We start from the raw sequence: 13310 nt of genomic DNA on the forward strand, positions 1-13310 counted from the left end.
CATGGGTAGATTAGGTATTGTTCTGATTGCCATCGTATTAGGCATAGGTCTGTCATCTGTGATGGTGGTTAACGAAGGCGAGCGAGCGATTGTGGCGCGTTTCGGTGAAATCGTTAAAGACAACGTTGACGGCAAACCAGTGACCCGCGTTTTCGCCCCAGGCATACACTTTAAAGTGCCTGTGATCGATAAAGTGAAGTTACTCGATGCGCGTATCCAAACCTTAGATGGTGCGGCCGATCGTTTCGTCACCTCTGAGAAAAAAGATTTGATGGTCGACTCCTATGTGAAGTGGCGTATTTTCGACTTCGAAAAATACTACCTCTCCACTAACGGCGGGATTAAGTCGAATGCAGAGACCTTACTGCAACGTAAGATCAACAACGATTTACGTACCGAGTTTGGTCGTCGCACTATCAAGGAAATTGTTTCAGGTAAACGTGATGAGCTGCAAAATGATGCGTTAGAAAACGCCTCTGAAAGCGCTAAAGACTTAGGTATTGAAGTGGTTGACGTGCGTGTGAAGCAAATCAACCTACCCGCAAACGTGAGCAACAGCATTTACCAACGTATGCGTGCCGAGCGTCAAGCGGTTGCTAAAGAGCATAGAGCACAGGGTAAAGAGCAGTCTGAAATTATCCGTGCGACCATTGATGCCAACGTGACTGTGAAGATTGCTGAAGCCGAGCGTAAAGCCTTAACCATCCGCGGTGAAGGTGATGCGCAAGCCGCGAAAATTTATTCTGATGCTTACAGTAAAGATCCTGAGTTTTTCAGCTTCTTACGTAGCTTAGATGCTTACCGTGCGAGTTTCTCCGGTAACTCTGATGTCATGGTGTTAGAACCTGATAGCGAGTTCTTCAAATATATGAAGAGCACTTCACCTAAGAAGTAAGCAATCAATAGTGTATTGAAATGGGTCCTGAAAACAGGGCCCATTTTTTTATCAGCAGGAAAAGGTAAAGTGACAAAATGGGAGCTGGAATTATATTAGCGATGCATGGATTATGCCGACCTCACAGTCCATTTGCTCAAAAAGTATATCAAAACGATTAAAATCGCTTAATAGTTGTGCTTTTTTTGTCCATTTTTTAAAAAACACGCAATCTCCCTAACTTAGTTGAGTGTTTTCACTATGATCTGCTTCTAATTTTTAGCTATAATGAGCCCCGCTTCAAACTTCGATTTTTGCCCATGGTGATAACTAGGTGGCAGAAAGTCTTTGAAAAACAAAAATTCCAACACCCTCTGGGAGATAAGTGGATGAGCAATGCGCCAGTCGATACCGGACGTCGCAGATTCCTGACAGCCGCAACCGCCGTAGTAGGTGGTGCTGGTGCCGTCGCTGTAGCGGTTCCTTTCATCAAGTCATGGAATCCGAGTGCCAAGGCGAAAGCCGCAGGTGCGCCGGTAGAAGTAAATATCAGTAAAATTGAGCCAGGTCAGCTGATCCGTGTTGAATGGCGTGGAAAACCTGTATGGGTTGTCCGTCGCACAGAAGCAGTGATTAATGAACTGCCAACACACGACGATAAGCTAAGAGATCCAGCGTCTGCAGAAATGCAACAACCTGAATATGCAACAAATTCTCTGCGTTCTATTAAGCCAGAGTATTTTATTGCCGTCGGTATTTGTACCCACCTAGGATGTTCACCAACTTATTTACCAGATTCATTTGGTGAGCAAGTTCAAGGCGTGACTTCTGGTTTCTTCTGTCCATGTCATGGTTCTAAGTTCGATATGGCGGGCCGCGTATTCCAAGGCGTTCCAGCTCCATTGAACCTAGTTATCCCTCCACATCAATACGTTGATGATGGCACCGTTATCATCGGTGTAGATAAAGGAGTGGCGTAATGGTTAAGAATTTAATTAATTGGATCGATGCGCGTATCCCAATGACGGCGACTTATAACCGTCACGTGGGTCAGTATGCGACGCCAACTAACTTTAACTTCTGGTACTTCTTCGGTTCATTAGCCATGTTGGTATTGGTTAACCAATTACTGACGGGTATCTGGTTGACCATGAACTATGTACCAACAGCAGAAGGTGCGTTCGCCTCTGTTGAATACATCATGCGTGACGTAGAGTACGGCTGGTTATTGCGTTATATGCACTCAACGGGTGCGTCTGCATTCTTCGTGGTGATCTACTTACATATGTTCCGTGGTCTGATTTACGGTTCATATCAAAAGCCTAGAGAACTGCTGTGGCTCTTCGGTATGTTGATTTTCCTCGTGCTGATGGCTGAAGCCTTTATGGGTTACTTGCTGCCATGGGGACAAATGTCTTACTGGGGCGCGCAGGTAATTATTTCTCTGTTCGGTGCTATCCCTGTTATCGGTGATGACTTAACCCTGTGGATCCGTGGTGACTACGTGATCTCTGGCGCGACACTGAACCGTTTCTTCGCGCTGCACGTTATCGCACTGCCATTAGTGTTAGTGGTTTTAGTGTTCTTACACTTAATCGCTCTGCACGAAGTGGGTTCAAACAACCCAGACGGTATCGAAATCAAGAAGAACAAAGACGAGAATGGCTGGCCAGTTGATGGTATTCCATTCCACCCATACTATACAGTTAAAGACATTATGGGCGTTGCGGGCTTCCTGATCGTGTTCTGTTACGTGCTGTTCTTCATCCCAGAAGGCGGCGGTTACTTCCTTGAGAAGCCAAACTTTGAAGCGGCTAACCCAATGAAGACACCAGAGCACATTGCACCTGTATGGTACTTCACTCCGTTCTACGCCATCTTACGTGCTGTTCCCGATAAATTGGGCGGTGTGGTAATGATGGGGCTGTCGATTGCAGTACTGTTCGTGCTGCCTTGGTTAGACCGTTGTAAAGTGAAGTCAATTCGCTACCGCAGCACGCTGCACAAGTTGAACATCGCTCAGTTTGCTGTATCGTTCATCGTCTTAGGTTACTTAGGCGCTGTACCTGCAACACCAGAGCTGACTATTGTTGCACGTATCTTCACTGTGACGTATTTCGGCTACTTCTTATTACTGTGGTTATACAGCAAAAATGAGAAAACTAAGCCTGTTCCAGCGAGGTTGACACACTAATGAAAAAATTACTGATTGCATTAGTTACATTGATCCCGACGCTGGCAATGGCCGCGAGTGGACACAATGTACATTTAGAAAAAGCCAATGTTGATCTGCATGATAAGGCTTCTTTAGAGCGTGGTCTGGATATGTTCCAACACTATTGCTCTGGTTGTCACAGCACTCAGTATCAACGCTATGAGCGTGTGGCGAACGATCTCGGTATTTCTGCCGATGATATGCGTAGCAAGTACATGTTTACCGATGCCAAAATCGGTGAGCTGATGCAAAACGCGATTCCACACAAAGATGCGGCTAAGTGGTTCGGTGCAACTCCACCAGACTTAACCTTAGTAGCGCGTGTTCGTGGCGAAGATTGGGTGTATTCATACCTCAAAGGCTTCTACAAAGACCCAAGCCGTCCATTCGGCGTAAACAACACTGTCTTCCCATCTGTGGGGATGCCACATGTTCTTGAAGAACTGCAAGGCACTCCTGTTAAGCAAGAAGATGGCACTATTGTGGTCTCTGGTGGTAAGTTAAATGCAGAAGAGTACGACCAAGCAGTTCGTGATATCACTGGCTTCTTAGTCTATTCGGCTGAACCTGTTAAGTTAGAGCGTAAAGCGCTAGGTTGGTGGGTACTTGGATTCCTGTTTATCTTCTTTATTGTGGCCTACCTCTTGAAGAAAGAGTACTGGAAAGATGTACACTAGGCACCAATAACGGGTAAAATATAGTATCCGCATAGTGTAAACGGGGGGCTTTGCCCCTCGTTTACTTTTGTTTTATTTCGACTCTGGAGGGTATCAATGGCTGTTGCTGCCAACAAACGCTCTGTCATGACACTGTTTTCAGGTGCTGATGATCTGTATAGCCATCAAGTGCGTATCGTGTTAGCTGAGAAAGGGGTTACTGTTGATGTTTTACAGGTCGACCCAAACGAAATGCCTGAAGATTTACTTGAAGTAAATCCTTATAACTCAGTGCCAACCTTGTTAGATCGTGAGCTCGTTCTGTATGAATCACGTATCATCATGGAATACTTGGATGAGCGTTTCCCTCATCCACCGTTGATGCCTGTTTACCCAGTATCTCGCGGCCAAAGCCGTTTGATGATGCACCGCATTGATACTGACTGGTACTCACTCGTTGACCGTATTCGCAAAGGCGATCGCGCTGAAGCGGCCCGTAAAGAACTGACTGAAAGTTTACTTTCAATTGCACCAGTATTTGGTGAAATGCCTTACTTTATGAGCGAAGAATTCGGTTTAGCGGATTGCTACCTCGGCCCATTATTATGGCGTTTACCTGTATTAGGTATCGAGTTAGACAGCCGCGTAGCGAAAGACATCAAAGCCTACATGACACGTATTTTCGAGCGTGAATCATTTAAAGCTTCGTTGACTGAAGCTGAACGCGAAATGCGCATGGGAATGTAATGAAAGCGTTGACTCCAAATCGTCCTTATTTACTCAGGGCTTACTACGATTGGTTGATGGACAACCAATTAACGCCTCACGTTGTCGTGGATGCCTTTGTGAAAGGCACCCAAGTACCACAGCAGTACGTGAAGGATGGCCAGATCGTATTAAATATCGCGGCCAGCGCGGTGGGCAATTTGCAAATTGGTAATGAATTTGTGGAGTTCAATGCGCGTTTCGGTGGTGTACCTCAACAGGTATTATTGCCAATGGCCTCGATTGTGGCCATTTACGCCCGTGAAAATGGTGCAGGGACTGTCTTCGATATTGAAGACGCGTACTTAGTCGAAGAGGAAGCCGAATCGACCTTGTCTGTTATTGAGACAAACGAGAAGCCAACCGAACCTACGGATGAGCCTCCTAAGCGTCGCAGTCATTTAACCTTAGTTAAATAGGTTAATTGCGCCCTGTTCTATACTCTTGAAAGCCAGTCTGTTGACTGGCTTTTTTATTGGATAAAGGTTTAATCCGCGCAAAGGCCTGTGGTAGCATTTGCGCCGCATTTCAGCCGTGGAATGCATCGACTTACCATTTGAGCCAATGGATTTTGTATGTTGCTAATGATCGACAATTACGACTCTTTCACCTTTAACTTAGTGCAGTATTTTCAGCAGTTAGGGCAAGAGATCGTGGTTAAACGCAATGATGAAATCAGCTTAGCGGAAATCGAGGCGTTGGCACCGAGCCATTTAGTCATCTCTCCCGGGCCTTGTTCGCCAAATGAAGCGGGGATTTCCCTCGCGGCGATTGAGCATTTTGCTACGCGTTTACCTATCCTCGGTGTGTGTTTAGGGCATCAAGCCATGGCGCAGGTGTTTGGTGCTAAGGTTGTGCGGGCGCAGCGAGTGATGCATGGCAAAGTCTGTGCGATTGGCCATACAGGCGAGCGCTTATTCAAAGGGTTAAATCAACCATTAACGGTAACACGCTACCATTCATTGTTGGTCGATGCTGTCCCTGAGGGATTTGTGTTAGATGCTTGGTTTGACGACCCAACCCATGGGCGCGAAATTATGGCCATGAGCCATAAGCAGCTGCCACTCTTTGGTGTGCAATTTCACCCCGAGTCAATTTTAACTGAGCAAGGCCATGAATTGTTGGCAAACTTCTTGTCGCAATCGGCTTAGATTAAATCCCAAAGCTCCATTCAGCCCTAATCTTTGTTACAAGATTTCTCCTCCTTTTAAGCAAACATGTCGCCTAAGTGTGATATAAATGCCGCCAAACTACGTCTAGCTGCGAGCGTTGTGGGGATAGTCCGCTGCGTTTGCAGGATTGCGATAACAATAAAAGGAAGGACGAATGAACAGCGTAATGCGAAATTTGGGTTTAAGTGCGTTAGCCGTTGCGGTATTGACGAGTTGCGCCGCCACCTCAACCGAAACGGCCACTCCCGCGACCACACCACAGGCTTATCAAGTCCCTTTAGCTCAGCCTCCCCAAGTTTCACAACCCCTTACGCTGAATCAAATTATGGCGAACCCCGATTGGATGGGGATTTTCGCTAAGGAAGCTTACTGGAGCGATGACAGCCAGAGCGTTTTCTTTGCCCGTCAACCTAGCGCATCGCCACTACGGAATTATTACCAGCAGGGCATTAATGACAGCCGCGCCGTTGAACTGGCCATCGATAAGTTACACGCGGCGGACCAACAGTTTGGTGTGTTAGACAGTGCTAAGGCCAATAAGGCGTATATCTACCAAGGCAATATTTTTGTTAAGCATTTAAGCTCTGGCAAAATCACCCAGCTTACCCGTCAGCGCACTGCCATCAGTGGCCTGCGTTACCTTAACAATGGCGATATTGCCTATTGGCAAGGGGATAATGTTTTCCAAATCCATCAAGACAGTGGATTAGTCGAGCAGTTGGCTGAAATCAAAATGGCTAAAGCGCCTGAGGGGGTAAAAGAACCCAGCAGCTACCTAGCCAAACAGCAGCACAGACTCATTCAGTATGTGGCGTTGCAGCAAGAAAATGCCAAAGCCAAAGAACAGTTTAAGAACGAGCTGCAAAAGAGCGATCCAACCCTCGCGGCTAATACTTGGTATCTAGGTGATGCCGAGGTGGTGTCTGAGCTAAGTCTGTCGCCAGACGGTCGCTATCTGTTTGTAGCCCTTACCGATAAAAATTACACCGGCAGCAGTGAACACGACATCATGCCAAACTACCTCGGTAGTGAAGGCTATATCGATCCTGTGCCAGTCCGCGCCCGTGTTGCAGAAGATACGCCGCCTGGCCAACGCTTTGTGGTACTCGATCTCAATGAGCATAAACAGATTGATGTGACTATCGAAGGTTTAACCGGCTTCGATGAGGACGTTTTAGCTAAGGTTAAGAGTGAAAACGCTAAGGCAAAAGGTGAATCGTATCAAAGTACTAAGGCTCCCCGTAAAATCCAGCTGATGCAAGATTGGGGCTGGACTCAAAGCGCGATTCAATGGCATGAGTCTGAGGATAAGCTGGCGGTGATGGTCGAAGCGACCGATAACAAAGACCGCTGGATTGCCAGCGTCGATCTGGCAAAGGGCAAGTTTATCACCGAGCATCGCCTGCATGATGATGCTTGGGTGAACTACGACTATAACCAATTTGGCTGGTTACCAGGTACGGACACTCTGTACTATCTCTCTGAAGAAACAGGCTATTCCCAGCTTTATATCAAAGCCCGCGGCGAAAAGCCCCGCGCTTTGACTCAAGGTAAGTTTGTGGTGAGCGATATTACTCTCTCGCCCGATGCAAACTATATCTACTACAAGGCTAACCAAACTCACCCAGGTATTTACAACGTTCACCGTGTGAATATCGCCTCGGGCAAAAATGAGCAATTAACCCAGTGGGACGGTAACTTAGATTACAGCTTAAGCCCTGATGGCACTAAGTTGCTGCTGAATGCCTCTCGCCGTACAGCGCCGAATGAGCTGTATGTTCAGCCGATTGGCGGTGAGTTAAAACAGCTCACCTCATACACCAGCGATGCCTTTAAGCAATATCCATGGCAAGCGCCTGAAGTGGTCGCCGTACCTTCTAACCATGGTGCTGGCCAAGTGTATGCGCGGGTTTATTTGCCGCAGGGGTATGACAAATCCCGCGCCGAGAAATACCCCGCCGTTATCTTCAACCATGGTGCGGGCTACTTACAGAATGCCGATTATGGTTTCAGTGGTTACTTCCGTGAGTTTATGTTCCACAACCTACTGACTCAACAAGGTTATGTGGTGATGGACATGGATTACCGTGGTTCTAAAGGCTATGGCCGTGACTGGCGCACGGCGATTTATCGCAACATGGGTCACCCTGAAGTTGAAGACTTAAAAGACGGTGTAACTTGGATGGGCCAAAATGCCAACGTGGATATTAAGCGCGTTGGTACTTATGGCGGTTCTTACGGTGGCTTCTTAACCTTTATGTCCTTGTTTACTGAGCCGGAATTATTCCAAGCAGGCGCTGCACTGCGCCCTGTGGCGGATTGGGCACATTACAACGCGCCATACACCTCCAACATTTTAAACACACCGGATGTTGACCCTATCGCCTACGAGCGTAGCTCGCCTATCGAGCATGCCCAAGGTCTGACTAAGCCGTTACTTATCATGAGTGGCGTGATGGATGACAACGTGTTTTTCCAAGATAGCGTGCGCATGGTGCAGCACCTTATCGAGCTGGAAAAACCGATGTTCGAAACCGCGATTTATCCGGTTGAGCCCCATGGTTTTCGTCAGCCATCGAGCTGGTTGGACGAATATCGCCGTATTTATAAGCTGTTTGAACAAGAGCTTAAGTAAATCTCGCGACAATATGAAGGCCTCAATATGAGGCCTTTTTGTTGTGTGAATTTCAGCGTCTGTGAATCCAATCTGGACTGTTAAATAGTAAGCGGTTTGCTTATTGCCAAGATTTAACCTATATGCTGAAATTGTCATGTTTTTAACGATTTTAGCGTATGCGCGCCACTTAGCACGGGCGAGATAGGAAAGATAAACTGTGGCGATATCGGTAGCGGGCGGCGTTAGACCCGGCAAAATTTTAGAGATAGAACATAGGCTCTATCAGCAACTTATTCTCGGTAAGCAAAAGGCCGGTCCTACCTTATTGGATGATTTAGACCGAGAGCTTGAAGCCGATGCTAATAAGCTCGATGTCGAGCGAGAGGCGATTCTGTCGAGGCTCCTCAAACAAATTCAGGCCCGTGAAGTCTTTGAGGCCATCTCAAATCAACTCACCGAAACAGTCAATAATGCCATTGAGCATCAACTGGCATCCCCAGAGTTAGTGCTGGCGAAGTCGGAGATTAATGAGTCACAGATCCTGTTGCTCGAGCTTTTGCTGGCCAAAAACCTAGATGCGACGCGCTTAAGACCTTTAATCAGTAATTTGAGCTGGTTATGCCGCGATTTAACCAATATGGTCAATAGCCCGGCATTTCGGGCGCGGCGTCCGCAAAGTTCAGATGTGCGTGTTACTGATATCAAATTAGTGATGAATTACATTGGCATCGAAAACCTGCGCACCATTATTCCTTATTTTTGCCTACGTAATTGGCTGCCCAGTGGCAACGCTAAGTTACTCTGGACCACCCGCAAGCTGTGGCGCTATAGCATCGTCAGCGGAATAGCAGCGAATGCGTTAGCACAGCTTCATAATACTGACTCAGCCTTAGTTTATAGTGGTGCATTAATGAATCAGTTAGGCACCTCGGTTGTGCTTAGCTTGAGCGCGCGTTTATTTGATAAAACTTGGGGCAATTGGATCCGCGAGGCCAGCTCGAGTCGCGATAAAGAAGTGTATGATGCGGTGATTGCCACTGAGTTTCCGGCCAAGGCGGTATTTGAGCAAGTGCTGGCTCACGGGCACAAACTCAATTGGCAGCTATTGGAGTTACTGAAGTTTGAGCATAGCCCCTTAACCCTGTTGTTAAAGGAACTAGACCAAACCTTAACTTACCGCGAACTCTCGATACCAGCCGCTATAGTGGCACGGGCGAATTGTTATGCTAAGGTGCTGTTGCTCGAGGAGATGCGCCAAATCGAGCCGCAGGAAAAACGCTTAATGTTCGATTATTACGAGCTGAGCGAACAGGAAGTGCTGCGCCTAAAAGCACAGAATTATCGGAAGTTGGATCTGCTGTGATCTGCACGCCGTTCCCATCGGTGTCCTATTGCGGCACTGATGTGGAGGACGGGAAATGCCAAGCTGGCAAGCATCTGTATTAAACACTATTTTATCCTATGTGGCACGGCCATCCATTAGCCGAGGTAAGGCTAAACTCCCCCTAAATCAAGTGCGACAACGCTTATTAGAGCTGGATAAGCGCTGGCTGCCATGGCCTGAAAAACTCGTTACGGCTTCGATTCCCTTGCAACATTCTACCCTGTTGCATTATGTGCTGCTGAATGACACGCCGCGTTTGGGCAATCTGTTTTACATTCGTGGCGGCGGATTTTGTTTTAAAACTCCCCATGCCCACGCAAGACTGGTGGCCGATATCAGTGAGCGTTGTCGCCTCGATACGTTTATCCCTGATTATCGTTTAGCGCCGGAGCATCCGTATCCCGCGCCCTGTGACGATGTGCTCGAGGCTTACCTGCACTTAATTGAGTTGAAAGGCTGCGATAATTTGGTGTTGATGGGTGATTCTGCCGGCGGCAATTTAGCCTTGAGTCTGCTGCTCGAACTGAAAAAGCGCCATCTGCCCATGCCTAAAGCCTGTGTGTTGTTGTCACCCGCGCTTGATTTAGCCATTACCGGCGATACCGAGCTGATTTTAGGGGCGGATGATCCGTTCTTTACCATTGAGTCGCTTTTGCGACTGCGCGGCGCTTATCTTGCTGGGGCGAATCCTATGTCTGAACGGGTTTCGCCTTTGCAGGGGAACTTGACTGACTTGCCGCCACTCTTAGTGATTGCCGGTACGCGCGAGTTGCTTTTACAGGACTCAGAACGACTGGTTATGCAAATTAAGGCCTGTGGTGGTGCGGTAGAATCGCGTTTTTATCACAACATGCCCCATGTTTTTCCCCTGTTCCATCTGTTGCCAGAAGCGATTGAGGCGAGGGAACAAATTGCAGATTTTGTGCTTTCACAGCTGATTCGTTAAAATTGTGTAGTTATTCATATTCAGTGAATAGCTAGCAAAAATAGGGGTAAATAACTTTTTTTCTGACTAAATATGCTAAAGGCCTCTGGCGTAAACGCTTGTATAGTTCTTAAACTACAATCTTTATGCACTTTGACCCAAAGCAAGGCGAATGTTGTTTGTGAAAAACTGGTATTTTGATCACAATTTCGCTAATAATGGCTATTAATAGACACAAGCATACCCTGTATCACTAACTCAAGATAAAGATACGTTGGGGACTCAGACGGCTCCCGAGGCCGTTACATTTAAACAAAGGATGAAGAAGAATGAGCGTTGATATGAAGTTGAATCGTGCCCAGTTTGATGCGGTTATGGTGCCTAACTATGCGCCAGCTGCCGTAATCCCTGTACGTGGCGAAGGAAGCCGAGTATGGGATCAAGAGGGTAACGAGTTTATCGATTTTGCCGGCGGTATCGCGGTAAATTGCTTAGGTCACTGTCATCCCGCTTTAGTGAATGCCTTAAAAACGCAAGGCGAAAAATTATGGCACCTGTCTAACGTGATGACCAACGAGCCAGCGCTTGAGCTTGCAACTAAGTTGGTTAACAGCACGTTTGCTGAGCGTGTGTATTTTGCTAACTCTGGTGCCGAAGCCAACGAAGCGGCACTGAAATTAGCCCGTCGTTACGCCTTAGAAAAATTCGGCGTAGAGAAAGATGAAATCATCGCCTTCGATAAAGCCTTCCACGGTCGTACTTTCTTCACCGTGAGCGTTGGCGGTCAAGCGGCCTATTCCGATGGTTTTGGTCCAAAACCACAAAGCATCACCCACTTACCTTATAACGATGTTGCGGCATTAGAAGCGGCCGTATCGGATAAAACCTGCGCCATTATGCTTGAGCCACTGCAGGGTGAGGGCGGTATTATCGATGCCGATCCTGCATTCTTAAAAGCGGTTCGCGAACTGGCCAACAAACACAACGCACTGGTGATTTTCGACGAAGTACAAACCGGTGTCGGCCGTACTGGTGAACTCTACGCTTACATGGGCACCGACATAGTGCCGGATATCCTGACCACTGCTAAAGCGCTGGGCGGCGGTTTCCCTATCGCTGCTATGCTGACTACCGCTGAAATTGCTGAGCACCTGAAAGTGGGTACTCACGGTTCAACCTACGGTGGTAACCCATTAGCTTGTGCTATCGGTAACGCGGTATTAGACGTGGTTAACACACCAGAAGTCTTGAATGGTGTGAAACATCGCGAGCAGTTATTACGCGATGGTCTGAACAAAATTAATGAAAAATATCATGTTTTCTCTGAAATTCGCGGTAAAGGCTTGCTGTTAGGGGCGGTTCTAAACGAACAGTACCAAGGTCGTTCACGTGACTTTTTAGTAGCGTCTGTTGCTGAAGGCTTAATGAGCCTGATGGCGGGTGCTAACGTGGTACGTTTTGCTCCTTCACTGGTGATCCCTGAGGCAGATATTGCAGAAGGCCTAGCACGTTTTGAGCGTGCTGTGGCGAGCATCGCTGCTGCCTAAGCGACCAAAGGAGTGCTGAATCTTATTCGCACTCCTTTTTTGTCAGGGAATACTTGCGTGCATCCATCCTGTCTTTTTCAAGATAGGCGCCTTGTTGCACAGCAAGCTTAAGTGAGGAGACACTAAGATGTTAATCATACGTCCTATTCAGGCAGGCGATTTTGAATCTCTGTATCAAATCGCCGAAGAATCTGGCCATGGCTTTACCTCATTGCCAGTCAATGCCGATTTGCTAAGGCATAAAATTGCCCGCGCAGAAGCCTCATTCGTTAAGGTGATTGATAAGCCCTTCGATGAAGGCTATTTGATGGTGCTCGAGGATACCGTGACCCGTGAAGTGGTCGGTACCTGTGCCATTGAAGCCGCCGTGGGTATGGAAGATGCTTTCTACCACTACCGCCTCGGGACCGAGGTCTATCATTCTGAGCAAATCGAAGTTCGCAACGAGGTGGAAACCTTAACCCTGTGCCACGATTACACTGGCGCAGCCGAGCTTTGTACCCTGTTTTTGCGTGAAGGTTATCGCAAAGGGAACAATGGCCGGATGTTGTCCCGCAGCCGTTTTCTATTTTTGGCACAGCACGCTAAACGCTTTGGTGAGACAGTGATTGCCGAAATGCGTGGCGTGAGCGATTCCGATGGCAATTCTCCCTTCTACTGCTGGTTGCAGAAAAACTTCTTAGGCATTGATTTTATTCAGGCAGATTACCTGTCGGGTCTAGGCAAAAAAGCCTTTATGGCGGAGATGATGCCCCGCAACCCTGTATATGTTTGCCTGCTGCCCGAAGAAGCGCAAAAAGTGATTGGCGAAGTGCACACCAATACGCGTCCTGCATTGAGTCTGTTGCAGGCGGAAGGCTTTAGATGTCGTGGTTATGTGGATATTTTCGATGGCGGTCCAACGGTGGAATGCCGTCTCACGGATATCCGCGCCGTGCGAGAGAGCCGTCTGCTGACCGTAGATATTGGTGAAATGCCTGAATCCGATAAGCAATTTATTGTCTCTAACACTCAATTAGCCAATTACCGTGCGACCTCCGCTTGTCTTGCTGTCGATGACAAAACTGAGCAGGTGGTAATTAGTCCAGAACTCGCCGAGGGTTTGTTACTCGCAAAAGGCGATCAAATCCGTATTTTGGCAATGTAGGAATAGCA

At 47.5% G+C, this 13310-nt stretch carries 12 protein-coding genes; all 12 read left to right on the forward strand.

All coding sequences use genetic code 11. The annotated features are described in order from the left end of the window. Position 1 precedes the first annotated feature (1 nt). Positions 2–895 carry a protease modulator HflC gene (hflC, locus tag N5E87_RS03095; protein WP_086904175.1) on the forward strand — a complete coding sequence of 298 codons (894 nt, stop codon included), beginning with the start codon at positions 2–4 and terminating at the stop codon, positions 893–895. A 368-nt stretch (positions 896–1263) separates the two neighbouring features. Further along, a complete protein-coding gene (gene petA / locus N5E87_RS03100) occupies positions 1264–1854 on the forward strand; it encodes a ubiquinol-cytochrome c reductase iron-sulfur subunit (protein ID WP_086904176.1) in 591 nt (196 codons plus the stop codon). After that, a complete protein-coding gene (locus tag N5E87_RS03105; protein WP_011715793.1) occupies positions 1854–3068 on the forward strand; it encodes a cytochrome bc complex cytochrome b subunit in 1215 nt (404 codons plus the stop codon). The genes petA and N5E87_RS03105 overlap by 1 nt, the downstream gene beginning before the upstream one ends. Then, positions 3068–3766 carry a cytochrome c1 gene (locus N5E87_RS03110; protein ID WP_086904177.1) on the forward strand — a complete coding sequence of 233 codons (699 nt, stop codon included), beginning with the start codon at positions 3068–3070 and terminating at the stop codon, positions 3764–3766. The genes N5E87_RS03105 and N5E87_RS03110 overlap by 1 nt, the downstream gene beginning before the upstream one ends. A 96-nt stretch (positions 3767–3862) precedes the next feature. After that, the gene (sspA, locus tag N5E87_RS03115) at positions 3863–4492 is read left to right on the forward strand and encodes a stringent starvation protein SspA (RefSeq protein ID WP_011715795.1); all 630 of its coding nucleotides are present in this window, start codon (positions 3863–3865) and stop codon (positions 4490–4492) included. Beyond that, complete coding sequence (locus N5E87_RS03120) at positions 4492–4929, forward strand: ClpXP protease specificity-enhancing factor (RefSeq protein WP_011715796.1); 438 nt, start codon at positions 4492–4494, stop codon at positions 4927–4929. The genes sspA and N5E87_RS03120 overlap by 1 nt, the downstream gene beginning before the upstream one ends. A 156-nt stretch (positions 4930–5085) precedes the next feature. Next, positions 5086–5661, forward strand: coding sequence for an aminodeoxychorismate/anthranilate synthase component II (locus tag N5E87_RS03125; protein WP_086904178.1), 576 nt, complete (start codon positions 5086–5088; stop codon positions 5659–5661). 175 nt (positions 5662–5836) lie between these two features. Then, positions 5837–8317, forward strand: a complete 2481-nt coding sequence (locus tag N5E87_RS03130) for a prolyl oligopeptidase family serine peptidase (protein WP_086904179.1) — start codon at positions 5837–5839, stop codon at positions 8315–8317. Positions 8318–8516: 199 nt separating this feature from the next. Further along, positions 8517–9662, forward strand: a complete 1146-nt coding sequence (locus N5E87_RS03135) for an HDOD domain-containing protein (RefSeq protein WP_086904180.1) — start codon at positions 8517–8519, stop codon at positions 9660–9662. 55 nt (positions 9663–9717) lie between these two features. Next, a complete protein-coding gene (locus N5E87_RS03140) occupies positions 9718–10629 on the forward strand; it encodes an alpha/beta hydrolase (protein WP_086904181.1) in 912 nt (303 codons plus the stop codon). Positions 10630–10937: 308 nt separating this feature from the next. Then, a complete protein-coding gene (locus N5E87_RS03145) occupies positions 10938–12155 on the forward strand; it encodes an aspartate aminotransferase family protein (protein ID WP_011621411.1) in 1218 nt (405 codons plus the stop codon). A 127-nt stretch (positions 12156–12282) separates the two neighbouring features. Beyond that, on the forward strand, positions 12283–13302 hold the full coding sequence (gene astA, locus N5E87_RS03150; RefSeq protein WP_086904182.1) for an arginine N-succinyltransferase: 1020 nt from the start codon (positions 12283–12285) through the stop codon (positions 13300–13302). Positions 13303–13310: the final 8 nt, after the last annotated feature.

Source organism: Shewanella sp. GD03713 (genome assembly GCF_029843705.1).
In the GTDB taxonomy this organism is placed as follows: Bacteria; Pseudomonadota; Gammaproteobacteria; order Enterobacterales; family Shewanellaceae; genus Shewanella.